Here is a 14345-nt window from a genome sequence, read left to right as displayed (position 1 = left end):
TATCGGGTAATGCAATGTACAGGTCGGGTAAGCGCAGCAGCGCCACCCGACATAACAAACTACTCTTCCGCCGCATAACCCTGCGGGGGGAGCTTCACGCCGTCCAGCCAGGCTGCGCCGTCGCGCATCTCGAGACGCCCGTCGACAAACCAGCTGACCACCAGCGGGTAAATGGCGTGTTCCTGGGTCTGCACGCGTTCGGTCACGTCTTCTTCGCTGTCGCCGTCAAAGACCGGAACTTTCGCCTGCAGGATCACCGGGCCGCCGTCCAGCTCGTCGGTAACGAAATGCACGGAGGTACCGTGCTCCTCATCGCCGTTTTCCAGAACCTGACGATGGGTATGCAGGCCGGGATATTTTGGCAGCAGGGAAGGGTGGATATTCAGCAGACGACCAGCAAAGTGTTCGACGAAGGCCGGGCTCAGAATACGCATATAACCCGCCAGCACGACCACGTCCGGCGCGTAGGCATCAATCTCATGCACCAGCTCGCGGTCAAAGGCTTCACGCCCGGCGAACTGGCTGGCTTCCAGCGCGTGCGCGGGAATGTTCGCTTCCCGCGCGCGCTCAAGGCCGAACGCGTCGGCCTTGTTGCTGAAAACTGCCCGAATGGTGCCATTGATTTTCTTCTGTTTGCAGGCGTCTATGATGGCCTGCAAATTGCTTCCGTTGCCGGAAATGAGCACCACGATGTTTTTCATTCAATGACCACACGCTGTTCGGAATCGGAGGCTTTAATCGTACCGATTTTCCACGCGTTTTCACCTTTTTCAGTCAGCAGCTTAACCGCTTTATCCGCTTCGCTTGCCGGCAGGGCGATAACCATGCCCACGCCGCAGTTAAAGGTGCGGTACATTTCGTGAGAGCTCACGTTGCCCGCGGTCCGCAGCCAGTTAAACACGGCTGGCCACTGCCATGACGATTCGTCGATCACCGCCTGGGTGTTATCCGGCAGGACGCGCGGGATGTTTTCCCAGAAGCCGCCGCCGGTCAGGTGAGCGATAGCGTGAACGTCGACGTTCTCGATAAGCTCAAGCACGTTTTTCACGTAGATGCGGGTCGGCGCCAGCAGATGGTCAGCCAGCGGTTTACCGTCAAGCTCGGTCGTCAGCGGGTCACAGCCGCTCACTTCGAGGATTTTACGCACCAGGGAGTAGCCGTTGGAGTGCGGTCCGCTGGAAGCCAGCGCGATCAGCACATCGCCATCGGCCACTTTGCTGCCGTCGATAATTTCTGATTTTTCTACTACGCCGACGCAGAAGCCCGCGACGTCATAATCTTCGCCGTGATACATGCCCGGCATTTCCGCGGTTTCACCACCGACCAGCGCACAGCCGGACTGCAGGCAGCCTTCGGCGATACCGTTAATCACGCTGGCTGCGGTATCCACGTCCAGTTTGCCGGTCGCGTAGTAATCGAGGAAGAACAGCGGCTCTGCGCCCTGTACCACCAGGTCATTCACGCACATAGCGACCAGATCGATACCGATCGTGTCGTGACGTTTTAAATCCATCGCCAGGCGCAGTTTAGTGCCTACACCGTCGGTACCCGAGACCAGAACAGGTTCACGATATTTTTGCGGCAGCGCGCACAGTGCGCCGAATCCACCCAGACCACCCATCACTTCCGGGCGGCGGGTTTTTTTCACCACACCTTTGATTCGGTCAACCAGCGCATTACCTGCGTCAATATCAACACCGGCATCTTTGTAGCTGAGAGAAGTTTTGTTGGTCACGGCTTAAATCCCCACGCGATTGCATAGCTAGTAAGAAAAATCGGCGCAATTCTAACAGTCCAGGCAAACGTTTGCGAGCCTATTCTGGGCGTGGGGATCTTTTTTTCTGTGTGCCTCGTGAATGCAGCCAAACTTGACTCTGTTCACGAAAATGAAACCGGTTTCTGAGAACTGCTTGCAACAGCTATGCCCTTTGCACATCATCGAACTGAAACCGGTTTCTGTAATTGTTTTTGCAGAAAATAACGCAGAATGAGGGAAAGCGAATGTCAGGATTTAAAGCAGATTTTCTGTGGGGCGGGGCCGTTGCGGCGCACCAGCTGGAAGGCGGCTGGAAAGAGGGCGGCAAGGGCGTGAGCGTGGCCGATGTCATGACCGCGGGGGCGCACGGCGTGCCGCGTGAAATCACCAACGGCGTGCTGGAGGGGAAAAATTATCCTAACCATGAAGCCATTGATTTCTACCACCGCTATAAAGAAGACATCAAACTCTTTGCAGAGATGGGGTTCAAATGCTTCCGCACCTCTATTGCCTGGACGCGGATCTTCCCGAAAGGCGACGAGCTTGAGCCTAACGAGGCTGGCCTGAAATTCTATGACGATCTGTTCGACGAATGCCTGAAGTACGGTATCGAACCGGTTATCACTCTTTCTCACTTCGAGATGCCTTTCCATCTGGTCACCGAATACGGCGGCTGGCGCAACCGTAAGCTGATCGACTTCTTCGTTCGTTTTGCAAAAGTGGTGTTCCAGCGCTACCAGCATAAAGTGAAGTACTGGATGACCTTCAACGAGATCAACAACCAGGCTAACTTCCACGAAGACTTTGCGCCGTTCACGAACTCCGGGCTGAAGTACGCGCCGGGTGAAGACCGCGAGCCGGTGATGTTCCAGGCGGCGCACTATGAGCTGGTGGCCAGCGCCCTGGCGGTGAAGGCGGGGCGCGAGATTAACCCGTCGCTGCAGATTGGCTGCATGATTGCCATGTGTCCTATCTACCCGCTGACCTGCGCGCCGGACGATATGATGATGGCGATGAACGCCATGCATCGCCGCTACTGGTTCACCGACGTGCACGTGCGCGGCAGGTACCCGCAGCACCTGCTCAACTACTTCGAACGTCGTGGCTTCGCGCTGGATATAACCGAAGAGGATAAAGCCGCGCTGACGCAGGGCTGCGTGGACTACATCGGGTTCAGCTACTACATGTCCTTCGCCACCAAGGCGACGGCGGACAACCCGCAGCTGGACTACGACGAGAGCAAGAGCCTGGTCTCTAACCCGTACGTACAAAAATCCGACTGGGGCTGGCAGATTGACCCGGTGGGGCTTCGCTACTCCCTCAACTGGTTCTGGGATCACTACCAGCTGCCGCTGTTTATCGTTGAGAACGGCTTTGGCGCGATCGACGTGCAGGAGAGCGACGGCACGGTGAACGACCAGTACCGAATTGACTACCTGGCCGCCCACATTCGCGAGATGAAAAAAGCGGTAGTGGAGGATGGCGTAGACCTGATGGGCTACACCCCGTGGGGCTGTATCGACCTGGTGTCTGCCGGAACGGGCGAAATGAAAAAACGCTACGGCTTTATCTTTGTGGATAAAGACAATGAAGGGAACGGCACGCTGAACCGCAGTAAGAAGAAATCGTTCGACTGGTATAAGCAGGTGATTGCGAGCAACGGCGATAACCTGTAATTGTCGGGTGGCGCTAACGCTTACCCGACCTACAATACACGTAGGCCCGCCTAAGCGTAGCGCCACCGGGCAGAACCCCGCCCCCAAGCCGGAGTCTCACCTCCGGTTTTTTTGTCTCTAAATCACTTTGCTTGATATACGTCAAGCAACATGGGTATGGCCTAATCCGAAAAAAGCGGTATAATCCCGCGATTTTTTTGCGGACGCCACCTCAGAGGAGAAAGAGAATGAAGATTGTGGAAGTGAAACACCCACTCGTTAAACACAAGTTGGGCCTGATGCGTGAGCATGACATCAGCACGAAGCGTTTTCGCGAACTGGCATCTGAAGTCGGCAGCCTGCTGACCTACGAAGCGACCTCTGATCTGGAAACAGAAAAAGTCACCATCGAAGGCTGGAACGGCCCGGTGCAGGTTGAGCAGATCAAAGGTAAGAAAATTACCGTGGTGCCAATCCTGCGTGCTGGTCTCGGCATGATGGAAGGCGTGCTGGAGCACGTGCCAAGCGCGCGTATCAGCGTGGTGGGTATCTACCGTAACGAAGAAACCCTTGAGCCGGTTCCTTATTTCCAGAAGCTGGTCTCTAACATCGACGAGCGCATGGCGCTGGTGGTTGACCCAATGCTCGCGACCGGTGGCTCTATGATCGCTACCATCGACCTGCTGAAAAACGCGGGCTGTAACAGCATTAAGGTGCTGGTACTGGTAGCCGCTCCGGAAGGGATCGCGGCGCTGGAAAAAGCGCACCCGGATGTTGAGCTGTATACCGCCTCTATCGACCAGGGCCTGAACGAGCACGGGTACATCATCCCGGGGCTCGGCGATGCCGGCGATAAGATCTTTGGTACGAAATAATCGAATAACGATAAATAAGCCGACTTTGATAGTCGGCTTTTTTTTGAATAAAACACCAACAATACTACACAGAGGAAAACACTATGACGCGCCGTGCTATCGGGGTGAGTGAAAGACCGCCGCTTTTACAGACTATCCCGCTTAGTTTGCAGCACCTGTTCGCCATGTTTGGCGCAACCGTGCTGGTGCCAATCCTGTTCCACATTAACCCGGCCACCGTGCTGCTGTTCAACGGCATCGGTACGCTGCTGTACCTCTTTATCTGTAAAGGCAAAATCCCGGCGTATCTCGGTTCGAGCTTCGCCTTTATTTCGCCGGTGTTACTGCTGCTGCCGCTGGGTTATGAAGTCGCGCTGGGCGGCTTTATCATGTGTGGCGTCCTGTTCTGCGTGGTGTCCTTCATTGTGAAAAAAGCCGGTACCGGCTGGCTGGACGTGATGTTCCCGCCTGCGGCGATGGGCGCAATCGTTGCGGTCATCGGTCTGGAGCTGGCGGGCGTCGCGGCGAATATGGCCGGTCTGCTGCCTGCTGACGGCCAGTCACCGGATTCCAAAACCATTATCATCTCGCTGGTGACGCTGGGCGTAACGGTGTTTGGCTCCGTGCTGTTCCGCGGCTTCATGGCGATTATCCCGATCCTGATCGGCGTGCTGGCGGGCTATGCGCTCTCCTTCGCGATGGGCGTGGTGGACACCACCCCGATCGCTCAGGCGCACTGGTTCGCCCTGCCAACCTTCTATACGCCACGCTTTGAATGGTTTGCTATTTTCACCATTCTGCCTGCGGCGCTGGTGGTGATTGCGGAGCACGTCGGCCACCTGGTGGTGACGGCGAACATCGTTAAGCGCGATTTAATCCGCGACCCGGGCCTGCACCGCTCCATGTTTGCGAACGGTTTCTCCACCATCATCTCCGGTTTCTTTGGCTCCACGCCAAACACCACCTACGGTGAGAACATCGGCGTGATGGCAATTACCCGCGTCTACAGTACCTGGGTTATCGGCGGCGCGGCGATCATCGCCATTCTGCTCTCCTGCGTCGGCAAGCTGGCGGCAGCGATTCAGATCATTCCTGTACCGGTGATGGGCGGCGTTTCTCTGCTGCTGTACGGCGTGATCGGCGCTTCCGGTATTCGCGTGCTGATTGAATCCAAAGTGGATTACAGCAAGGCGCAGAACCTGATCCTGACCTCGGTGATCCTGATTATCGGCGTGAGCGGCGCGAAGGTGCACATCGGTGCGGCCGAGCTGAAGGGCATGGCGCTGGCGACCATCGTCGGCGTGGGCCTGAGCCTGATTTTCAAACTGATCTCAGTCATCCGCCCGGAAGAAGAAATTCTCGACGCGGACGACAGCGAAAAAGCGCCACATTGATCGAAAAGTCGGGCGAGGGATCGCCCGGTTCTCTCCTTGCAGGTTCCGTGTTAAACTCCATTCCGATTTTACGTAGGATCTCTGGTTGAGGTATTTCTGAACGGACCGGCACAGCTCTCTCTGCCACTCTATCTCCCTGACGACGAAACTTTCGCGAGTTTCTGGCCGGGTGATAACCCCTCTTTACTGGCTGCACTGCAAAACGTGCTGCGTCAGGATCACAGCGGATACATCTATATCTGGTCACGCGAAGGCGCGGGGCGCAGCCACCTGCTGCATGCCGCCTGCGCGGAGCTTTCGGCGCGCGGAGATGCGGTAGGCTATGTGCCGCTGGATAAACGTACCTGGTTCGTGCCTGAGGTGCTGGAGGGAATGGAACATCTCTCGCTGGTCTGCATCGATAATATCGAATGCGTGGCGGGGGATGAGCCGTGGGAAATGGCGATCTTTAACCTCTACAACCGCATTCTGGAATCAGGTAAAACCCGGCTGCTGATCACCGGCGATCGTCCTCCTCGCCAGCTCAATCTGGGGCTGCCGGATCTGGCGTCTCGTCTGGACTGGGGACAAATCTACAAGCTCCAGCCGCTGTCGGATGAAGATAAGCTTCAGGCGTTACAGCTGCGCGCAAAGCAGCGCGGGTTTGAGCTGCCGGAGGACGTGGGGCGCTTCCTGCTCAAGCGCCTGGACAGGGAAATGCGCACGCTGTTTGACACGCTCGATCAGCTCGATCGCGCCTCTATTACCGCCCAGCGCAAGCTGACCATTCCGTTTGTGAAAGATATTCTCAAGCTGTAGTTGTGCCGGGTGGCGGCTGCGCCTTACCCGGCCTACGAAAACTAGACATCCCCCAGCAAGTGCTCAACCAAAAGTGGAATCGGTCTTCCCGACGCCACGCTACGTCCGTTTTCTCGCCACAGCGCCGTACCGCTAATGTCCAGATGCGCCCACGGAATAGCTGGCGGGCAGAAGTGGTGCAGCAGCCACGCCGCCGAGGCGCTGATCGCCGCATTGTTGGTCGGCGTGTTGCACAAATCGGCGATAGCGCTGTCGGTCTGCTTTTTCAGCCGCGCGTCCAGCGGCAGGGACCACACTTCATCACCGCTCTGCTTACCCGCCAGCGTCAGCGCCGCGCGCAGCGGTTCATCCTGCGTCATTAATCCGCTCAATTCATATCCCAGCGCCTTCACGACCGCACCGGTTAAGGTCGCCATATCAATAATATAGCGCGCCTGCGGATGGCGCTGGCTGGCCCAGGCGATGGCGTCCGCCAGCACCAGTCGGCCTTCGGCATCGGTGTTGTTGATTTCAACCGTGGTGCCGTTGCAGGCCGTTGCTACCGTGCCGGGCTGCATGGCGTCCGGACCGATGGCATTTTCCGCCAGCGCCAGCACGCCCATGATGCGAACGGGAAGCCCCAGCTCTGCGACGGTCAGCATCAGGCCCAGCACGTTAGCCGCGCCGCACATGTCGTACTTCATGGTGTACATGCCCGCGCCTTCCTTCAGCCACAGGCCGCCGGTATCAAAGGTAATGCCTTTACCCACATAGCAGCGCACCGGGCCGTCGCTGGCACCATCATAATGGATCGCCAGCAGGCGCGGCGGACAGGTCGCCCCTTTGCCGACGGCGTGCAGCAGCCCCAGACCGTGCTCAACGATCTGCTTTTCATCCAGTGCTTCACACCGCAGGGCAGGAAAGGCGGCACACAGTTTTTGCGCCTCTTCCACTACAAACTCCGGCGTGCAGCGGTCGGACGGGGTATCCGCCAGACGTCGCGCCGCGACCATGCCGCGGGCGATGGCCTGCTGCTGGCGGAAAATAACCGCCAGTCGGTCCTGCTGTTCGGGAAAACAGAGCGCGGTGATGCGTTCAAGACGGACGCTGTCACAGGTTTTCTTTAACTGCAAATCGCTCAGCCTGTGCGCCTGATTAAAGAGAAAGCGCAGCACCTGCGCCAGCACCACATCGTCGATAACAGTAACGTCCAGTATCAGCTCGGGACTGACGGGCGAGGCCAGCAGCGGGCGCAGCGCCGTCAGTAATCCTTCGGTCAGGCTATCCTGCCAGAGCGCATCGGGCAGCAGGGTGATCCGGGCAAACGGGGCGCAGCCAAAGCGGGTGTCAGCGATGCTGGCAGACTCGCGCATTTCCGCGACCAGCGCCGTTTCGGGCAAATGCGTACAGGAGGCGGAGGCAATCAAATGGCTCTGCGGAGCCGCGTCAGAAAGCGCGGTGATAAACTGATACGTAATCATCATGACTCCTCAATCGGCGCGCGGATCCGCGCGGCGTAGGCCTGCATCCACTCATCGTCTACCGCGTGATAATGCGTTTTCTCCCGCAGGCGTTCGGTACGATAAACGGCGAGGGGCTGGCGAGCCGTCGCCACCACGAACGAGAAGGTTTTGATGTTGGTGGCGGCACCGAATTCGCCCCTGTTGTTCATGCACACTACGGAGAGATCGCCCGCGCGGCCAAAGCGCGACATCAGCTTGTCCTCCAGTTCGAATACCACCGAATCCGCCGCCTGCTGCGGGGTCATACCCTGCGCCATGCGGCGGACGATTTCGTAGCTGGTGCAGCCTTTCATCAGATCTTCACCGACGCCCGTGGCGGTGGCGGCACCGGTTTCGCTGTCGCAGTAAAAGCCGGAGCCAATAATGGGCGAATCCCCGAGTCGACCGCGCTTTTTCATGAACAGGCCGCTGGTGGAGGTGGCGACGCTCATCGAGCCCTGCTTATCGAGGCCGATAATGCCGACGGTGTCATGCCCGTCGTAAGGGCTTAAGCCCTTATCCAGCGTTTCGCGGCAGCGTTTGCGGTAGTGCTGCATGGCGCGGTCGGTGAGCATGGTTTTGTCGGCAAAGCCCTGGCTCAGCGCCCATTCCCGCGCGCCCTGGCCGACCAGCAGGCTGTTGTAGCGCTGGCGGCTTAACGCATGCGCCACGCGCACCGGGTTGGCGATATCCACCAGGTTGCCCACGGCGCCAAACGCCAGCGTATCGCCGTCCATGTAGGCGGCGTCCAGCTCCACCTCGCCATTTTCGGTGGGCAGCCCGCCGTAGCCGACGGATTTATAAAACGGAAAGTCTTCGACGGCGGCGACGGCATCAACTACTGCCGCGGAGACCGGTTTCCCCGCAGCCAGCGCCGACGCAGACTCCGTAACGCCTTCAAGCGCCATTCTCCAGGTCGCGATAATTCCCCACATGCTTTACTCCTGTTTTGCAAGGGTGGTGTCGGTTCGCGTAACGGTGGCCATTTCCGCCGCGCGGTACTGTTTGTCCACGATACGCATAAAAGGCAGATACAGCATGGCGCCAATCAGCAGGTTGATAAGCTGCATCACGCTGCCGCTCAGGTGCCCGGTGACGATAAAGCCGCTAATCACCGGCGGCAGCGTCCAGGGAATAAACACCCCGGTGGTGACGGCAACCGCGCCAATCTTCATCGCCGCATACTGCACGGTGACCAGCACCAGCGGTACCAGGTTGAACGGGATGAGCATGATCGGGTTCATGATCACCGGCAGGCCAAACAGGATCGGTTCGTTGATGTTAAACACCGACGCCCCGGCGCCGAGGCGCGCCACTTCACGCATGTTTTTGCTGCGGGCGAAAATCAGCATTGCAATGACCAGCGACAGCGTGGCCCCCGCGCCGCCCATCCAGATCATGTCAAAAAACTGTTCAGTAATAATGTGCGGCGGCGTCGTGCCTGCCTGAATCGCGGCGATGTTGTCGGTCTGGTTCTCCATCCACAGCGGGCGAATGATGCCGTTGATCATCGAGCCGGAGTTAATGCCCACTGACCACAGAATGGTGATGCTGAACACCGTCATCAGCGCGCCAAAGTAAGAGGTGCCGTAGTGGCGCACCGGCGTGGCAACCACTTCGTAAATAAACTGGTGGATGGTGTTGTAGTGGGTGTTTTCAAAAACGATGCGGATACCCAGCACCAGAATCATCACCAGCAGGGCCGGGATCAGCGCGGCGAACGACTCCTGCACCGCCGGAGGCACGCCGTCCGGCATTTTGATCACCAGTTTTTTGCGCTTGAGCCAGCAGAACAGCTCCGTCCACAGCAGGGAACCAATCATCGCCACGAATAGCCCTTTGCTGCCAATCCACTCCACCGGAATGACGGTGATACCGCCGTTTTCCGCCACTTTGATAAAGGGCGTCAGGATGAGAAAGGCAACCAGCGCCAGGATGCCGCAGGAGATGCGGTCTTCACCGTAGTGTTCCGCCAGGCGGAAGGCGACCAGGAAGCTGATGAACAGCGACATGGTGGAGAACACCGCGTTGAACGGGATTTCGATAATGGCGCTCCAGCTTTCACCAAAGGCCTGAGACATAAACTGCTGATAGGCTTGATTCGGGAACGACGAGATCACCAGCAGAATAGAGCCGACGATGATAAACGGCATGAATGACACGTAGGCGCCGCGAATGGCCCCAAGATGACGCTGCTGGGCCGTTTTGGCCGCCAGCGGCATCAGTTTTGCTTCAAGAAATCCCAGAACATTGTTCATTGTGAACTCCGTACAAGATTGAGGGGTGTTGTTTGTGTTATGTCTGGGGATTATCAGTGAAGCACGGCGAGCGAAAGGTGAAATCGGTCACAAAGCAATCGCTGGCGTAGTATAAATCTCATAAGATTGGTTCTAAGGATCCTGCGATGGAAATTAAACTGCATGCTAATGCCACCACGACGCCGCGCATCCGTCGCTATCTTCAGCAGTCAGACAAAAGCGACAGGGATCTGGCCGCTGAGCTGGGCATTTCGGTCACTACCGTCAGGCGCTGGCGCAACCGCGAGCAGGTTTCGGATAACCACACGACGCCAAAAGTGATACACAAAGCATTGAGACAGGAGCAGGTTACGCTGGTCAATGCCCTGCGGGATATCACGGGTGCCCCGCTGGACGAACTGCTGCAGATGGTCAATAACGGACTCGGGATCGCCGTCTCCCGCGCGACCCTGAACCGCTACCTCAAACCGGCTTCGGCTAAGCAGAAGGGCGCGACGTTGCAGGGGAAAAAGGCGCTGAAGGCAGGCATCGTGCCGCAAAAACTCCTGTTACATCATCAGCCTTTGTCGCTGCATATGGACGATGGCGGGGAACAGCATCTGCTCTGGGCGCGTGAACCCGTGAGCGGCTGGTGCTACGCCCGGCTGTACGCGGGCATTTCTCCGCAGCTGCTGGCCCACTGGGCGAACGACGCGCTGGAAGCCTGTCCGGCTGATATTCAATCTGTTGAGACTTTTGGTTTCGAGGTGAAGCTAAAGGAGCGCAATACCACCGTAACGGCGCATCCACGGCAATACCGCGCCGTTCAGGTTGATCTGCCGCTATGTGAAATCATCCCACGTATGAACAGTGAACCGGCAGGCGAGCTGTTGATCCAGCTGTGTGAATTTTACAACCGCGGAAAAGCGCAGAAAAAGCTGGGAGAGAGTACGCCGCAGGCCTTTCTGGAAGCGCTGCGGCATAAGGACTAGAGGATCTCGAGCACGTCTTCCGGCGGGCGACCAATGCGCGCCTGGCCGTTCGCCACCACAATCGGGCGCTCAATCAGCTTTGGATTTTCAACCATCGCCTGGAGCAGCTCAGCCTCGGTGAGGCGGCTGTCATCCAGGTTAAGCGACTTATAGAGATCTTCTTTCTGACGCATCAGCTCTCTTGCACTGCCCATTCCCAGCATGTGCAGCAGCTGGCGAAGGGTTTGCGCGTCAGGTGGGGTGTCAAGGTACAGCACCACCTCCGGCTCAACGCCGTTAGACTTTAGCAGGCTCAGGGTATCGCGGCTCTTGGAGCAGCGAGGGTTGTGATAGATTTTTACGGCGTCGGTCATGACGTGAATTCTCCTTTATTACATCTTCTCGTAAGGCTTAAAGCGCTGCTGCAGGGCGCGCAGCTGATCGATACGCGCGTCGTAACGGGCCTGCTGGAGGCTGCCGAGCTTGACCTGCGAGCTGGCGCTGCTGAGCGTGGAAATCGCCTGATCGAGGCGGCCCACCAGGGCAAAACCTTCGGCACGCGCCGCCAGTTCCTGATCGCGGTTGCCGAGCTGGGCTTCCGCCTGAGCGAGCAGATCCCAGCCGTTTTGATCGTCTTTATTGTTGAAGGTGTAGCGGTTCAGAATGGTTGCCGCTTCGCCAGGCTGACCGCCCTGTAAGTAAGCGTTCGCCAGGTTAAGCTGCAGCACCGGGTTGGTACGGACGTCTTTCGCCCCTTTCAGACGGTTGATCGCATCGGCCGTTTTCTTCTGCCCCAGATCGATATCCGTCGACAGATCGAGGTACCACGGGTTGTTCGGGTCGGCTGCCAGAAGCGGCTGCAGCGCTTTACGCGCCTCGTCGTATTTGCTGGCTTCCATCGCCTGGAGCGCCTGACCATACTGCGCGGCGTTTTTCTCACGCACGTTGCCTTTCGCCAGGGAATCCAGCAGGTCGCTGGTGAGCTGGTTACGCCCGGAGTTGTACATCCCAAGCGTTCTCACTTTCGCCATGTAGAAATCCTGTGATGACTGGACCACGACCGGACGCATCTGGTTGGCACGGTTACGCGCGTCCGACAGTCGGCTTTCAGGTAATGGGTGCGTCAGCAGAATTTCAGGCGGACGGGAAGAGTAACGCGCCTGATCGAGCAGTTTTTCCAGGAAGCTCGGCATGGCCTGCGGGTCAAAGCCCGAACGCTGCAGCACCTGAATCCCGATGCGGTCCGCTTCCTGTTCGTTTTGCTGGGTAAAGCTGATCATTCCCTGGCGCGTTCCCGCCAGCGTACCGGTCAGGGCCGCCATCCCGGCCTGCGGGCTGGCCATCGCCAGCAGAATAGAGCCCAGCGCGCCCACCCAGGTGAGGGGGGCGTTACGTTTCTGGTCTTCCATGGCGCGCGCCAGGTGGCGCTGGGTGACGTGCGAAATTTCGTGCGCCATTACCGAGGCCAGCTGGCTTTCGTTGTCAGAGTAACGGAATAACGCCGAATGCAGCACCACGTTACCGCCAAAGAAGGCGAAGGCGTTGATTTCGTCGTTATTAATTAAATAGAAGTGGAAGGGCGTTTTTACCGAGTCGGCGTGCGAAACCAGACGCATCCCCAGCCCGTTAATGTACTGTACCAGCAAAGGGTCGTTGATCAGCGGGGCGCTGCCGCGCAGCTGGCGAACATAGTAATCCCCCATTTGCATCTCTTGCCCAATAGAGAGCGTGCTTCCTGCTGTGGTGCCCATGTCCGGCAATGAATCGGACGAGTCAGCAAAAGCGGGCAACACCTGACCGACCGTCACCGCGGCAATCAGTGTTGCAACCAGTGTTTTTCTCAACTGCCTGAACATAACCACTGTCCTGTATGTTGGATGTGCTAATTTGACCGATGAACCGGCATAACGTTCATCTCTGCTGCTCTGCGAGTGTAGCCGTGTTACAGCATGAAGAAAATCCCATTCATCAGGCTTTTGCGGATTGCGATCGGGATACAAAAAGCGAAAGTCTTTTTTGTGACAGTTAGATACAATTCACCGTCTCACTCCCGCCATTCGATTCAGGGAAGGGTTGTATGCTCGAAATGTTAATGCAGTGGTACCGGCGTCGGTTCAGCGATCCGGAAGCCATTGCTTTGTTGGTTATTCTGGTTGCCGGGTTCGGCATTCTGTTCTTTTTCAGCGGTCTGCTCGCTCCCCTGCTGGTGGCGATTGTGCTGGCGTACCTGCTGGAGTGGCCAACGGTGCGCCTGGAACACATCGGCTGTTCCCGTCGCTGGGCGACCAGCATCGTACTGGTGCTGTTTGTCGGCATCCTGCTGTTGATGGCTTTTGTGGTGATGCCGGTCGCCTGGCAGCAGGGAATTAACCTGATCCGCGACATGCCCGGCATGTTGAACAAGCTGTCTGATTTCGCCGCCACGCTGCCGCGCCGTTACCCGGCCCTGATGGATGCCGGGATTATCGACGCGATGGCCGAAAATATGCGCGCCCGCATCATGACGATGGGCGATTCGGTGGTGAAGTACTCTCTGGCCTCGCTGGTAGGGCTGCTGACGCTGGCGGTTTACCTTGTGCTCGTGCCGCTGATGGTCTTCTTCCTGGTGAAAGATAAAGATCAGATGCTCAACGCCGTGCGCCGTATTCTGCCGCGCAACCGCGGGCTGGCAGGCCAGGTCTGGGAAGAGATGAACCAGCAGATCACCAACTACATTCGCGGCAAGGTGCTGGAGATGATTGTCGTGGGGGTAGCCACCTGGATTGGCTTCCTGATTTTCGGCCTGAACTATTCGCTGCTGCTGGCGGTGCTGGTGGGGCTGTCGGTCCTGATTCCGTACATCGGCGCGTTTGTGGTGACCATTCCGGTTGTTGGGGTCGCGCTGTTCCAGTTTGGGCTGGGGACAGAGTTCTGGAGCTGCTTTGCGGTGTACCTGATTATTCAGGGCCTGGACGGTAACCTGCTGGTGCCGGTGCTGTTCTCCGAAGCGGTGAACCTGCATCCGCTGGTGATTATCTTATCCGTGGTGATTTTCGGCGGGCTGTGGGGATTCTGGGGCGTGTTCTTTGCGATTCCGCTGGCGACGCTGATTAAAGCCGTGGTCCACGCGTGGCCGGATGTGCCGGCGGTGGAAGAGAAGTAGTTTTTGTGCGGCCTGATGCCCTCACTCCGACCCTCTCCCACGGGGAGAGGGGGAAAA

Annotated in this window: 13 protein-coding genes; 6 read left to right on the top strand and 7 right to left on the bottom strand. The window is 57.8% G+C overall.

Going from position 1 to position 14345, the window contains the following annotated elements; all coding sequences use genetic code 11:
- Positions 1 to 59: 59 nt before the first annotated feature.
- Both purN and purM read right to left on the bottom strand, forming a co-directional pair.
- Complete coding sequence (gene purN, locus DFO52_RS06455) at positions 60 to 701, bottom strand: phosphoribosylglycinamide formyltransferase (RefSeq protein WP_023308771.1); 642 nt, start codon at positions 699 to 701, stop codon at positions 60 to 62.
- Positions 698 to 1735 (bottom strand): phosphoribosylformylglycinamidine cyclo-ligase, encoded by a 1038-nt coding sequence (purM, locus tag DFO52_RS06450; RefSeq protein WP_133549752.1) that lies wholly within the window; start codon positions 1733 to 1735, stop codon positions 698 to 700. Before purM ends, purN begins: the two co-directional genes overlap by 4 nt.
- A gap of 266 nt (positions 1736 to 2001) precedes the next feature.
- Here purM and DFO52_RS06445 point away from each other — a divergent pair, with 266 nt between their 5' ends.
- From DFO52_RS06445 to DFO52_RS06430, 4 genes are all read left to right on the top strand, one after another.
- On the top strand, positions 2002 to 3432 hold the full coding sequence (locus DFO52_RS06445; protein ID WP_126797078.1) for a 6-phospho-beta-glucosidase: 1431 nt from the start codon (positions 2002 to 2004) through the stop codon (positions 3430 to 3432).
- Positions 3433 to 3659: 227 nt separating this feature from the next.
- On the top strand, positions 3660 to 4286 hold the full coding sequence (upp, locus tag DFO52_RS06440; protein WP_023308769.1) for a uracil phosphoribosyltransferase: 627 nt from the start codon (positions 3660 to 3662) through the stop codon (positions 4284 to 4286).
- 83 nt (positions 4287 to 4369) lie between these two features.
- Positions 4370 to 5659: a uracil permease gene (gene uraA / locus DFO52_RS06435; RefSeq protein WP_029739962.1), complete on the top strand. Its 1290-nt coding sequence runs from the start codon at positions 4370 to 4372 to the stop codon at positions 5657 to 5659.
- 96 nt (positions 5660 to 5755) lie between these two features.
- A complete protein-coding gene (locus tag DFO52_RS06430) occupies positions 5756 to 6457 on the top strand; it encodes a DnaA inactivator Hda (RefSeq protein ID WP_211438414.1) in 702 nt (233 codons plus the stop codon).
- A 41-nt stretch (positions 6458 to 6498) separates the two neighbouring features.
- Here the strand turns inward: DFO52_RS06430 and DFO52_RS06425 are convergent, their stop codons facing one another.
- From DFO52_RS06425 to celB, 3 genes are read right to left on the bottom strand one after another with little or no spacing between them, the layout of a single operon-like run.
- Positions 6499 to 7917, bottom strand: a complete 1419-nt coding sequence (locus tag DFO52_RS06425) for a leucyl aminopeptidase family protein (protein ID WP_133549863.1) — start codon at positions 7915 to 7917, stop codon at positions 6499 to 6501.
- Positions 7917 to 8873 (bottom strand): N(4)-(beta-N-acetylglucosaminyl)-L-asparaginase, encoded by a 957-nt coding sequence (locus DFO52_RS06420; protein ID WP_133549750.1) that lies wholly within the window; start codon positions 8871 to 8873, stop codon positions 7917 to 7919. Before DFO52_RS06420 ends, DFO52_RS06425 begins: the two co-directional genes overlap by 1 nt.
- A 3-nt stretch (positions 8874 to 8876) precedes the next feature.
- Positions 8877 to 10196 (bottom strand): PTS cellobiose transporter subunit IIC, encoded by a 1320-nt coding sequence (gene celB, locus DFO52_RS06415; protein ID WP_029739964.1) that lies wholly within the window; start codon positions 10194 to 10196, stop codon positions 8877 to 8879.
- 146 nt (positions 10197 to 10342) lie between these two features.
- Between celB and DFO52_RS06410 the strand changes: the two genes are divergently transcribed.
- Positions 10343 to 11167 carry a helix-turn-helix domain-containing protein gene (locus tag DFO52_RS06410; RefSeq protein WP_133549748.1) on the top strand — a complete coding sequence of 275 codons (825 nt, stop codon included), beginning with the start codon at positions 10343 to 10345 and terminating at the stop codon, positions 11165 to 11167.
- On the opposite strand, the gene arsC is transcribed toward DFO52_RS06410, so the two are convergent.
- The gene (arsC, locus tag DFO52_RS06405; RefSeq protein ID WP_047647110.1) at positions 11164 to 11520 is read right to left on the bottom strand and encodes an arsenate reductase (glutaredoxin); all 357 of its coding nucleotides are present in this window, start codon (positions 11518 to 11520) and stop codon (positions 11164 to 11166) included. The genes DFO52_RS06410 and arsC overlap by 4 nt on opposite strands.
- Positions 11521 to 11538: 18 nt before the next feature.
- On the bottom strand, positions 11539 to 13002 hold the full coding sequence (gene bepA / locus DFO52_RS06400) for a beta-barrel assembly-enhancing protease (protein WP_029739967.1): 1464 nt from the start codon (positions 13000 to 13002) through the stop codon (positions 11539 to 11541).
- Between the two features lie 221 nt (positions 13003 to 13223).
- Here bepA and DFO52_RS06395 point away from each other — a divergent pair, with 221 nt between their 5' ends.
- On the top strand, positions 13224 to 14288 hold the full coding sequence (locus DFO52_RS06395) for an AI-2E family transporter (protein WP_023308760.1): 1065 nt from the start codon (positions 13224 to 13226) through the stop codon (positions 14286 to 14288).
- The last annotated feature ends 57 nt before the right edge of the window (positions 14289 to 14345 follow it).

Source organism: Enterobacter sp. AG326 (genome assembly GCF_004362415.1).
GTDB lineage: Bacteria > Pseudomonadota > Gammaproteobacteria > Enterobacterales > Enterobacteriaceae > Enterobacter > Enterobacter asburiae.
Note: the sequence above shows the minus strand (reverse complement) of the source record. Positions and strands in the feature narration are given on the sequence as shown.

Coding starts and splice junctions, on each gene's coding strand:
- purN (WP_023308771.1), bottom strand. CDS start 701: ATGAAAAACATCGTGGTGCTCATTTCCGGCAACGGAAGCAATTTGCAG.
- DFO52_RS06445 (WP_126797078.1), top strand. CDS start 2,002: ATGTCAGGATTTAAAGCAGATTTTCTGTGGGGCGGGGCCGTTGCGGCG.
- upp (WP_023308769.1), top strand. CDS start 3,660: ATGAAGATTGTGGAAGTGAAACACCCACTCGTTAAACACAAGTTGGGC.
- uraA (WP_029739962.1), top strand. CDS start 4,370: ATGACGCGCCGTGCTATCGGGGTGAGTGAAAGACCGCCGCTTTTACAG.
- DFO52_RS06425 (WP_133549863.1), bottom strand. CDS start 7,917: ATGATTACGTATCAGTTTATCACCGCGCTTTCTGACGCGGCTCCGCAG.
- DFO52_RS06420 (WP_133549750.1), bottom strand. CDS start 8,873: ATGTGGGGAATTATCGCGACCTGGAGAATGGCGCTTGAAGGCGTTACG.
- celB (WP_029739964.1), bottom strand. CDS start 10,196: ATGAACAATGTTCTGGGATTTCTTGAAGCAAAACTGATGCCGCTGGCG.
- DFO52_RS06410 (WP_133549748.1), top strand. CDS start 10,343: ATGGAAATTAAACTGCATGCTAATGCCACCACGACGCCGCGCATCCGT.
- arsC (WP_047647110.1), bottom strand. CDS start 11,520: ATGACCGACGCCGTAAAAATCTATCACAACCCTCGCTGCTCCAAGAGC.
- bepA (WP_029739967.1), bottom strand. CDS start 13,002: ATGTTCAGGCAGTTGAGAAAAACACTGGTTGCAACACTGATTGCCGCG.
- DFO52_RS06395 (WP_023308760.1), top strand. CDS start 13,224: ATGCTCGAAATGTTAATGCAGTGGTACCGGCGTCGGTTCAGCGATCCG.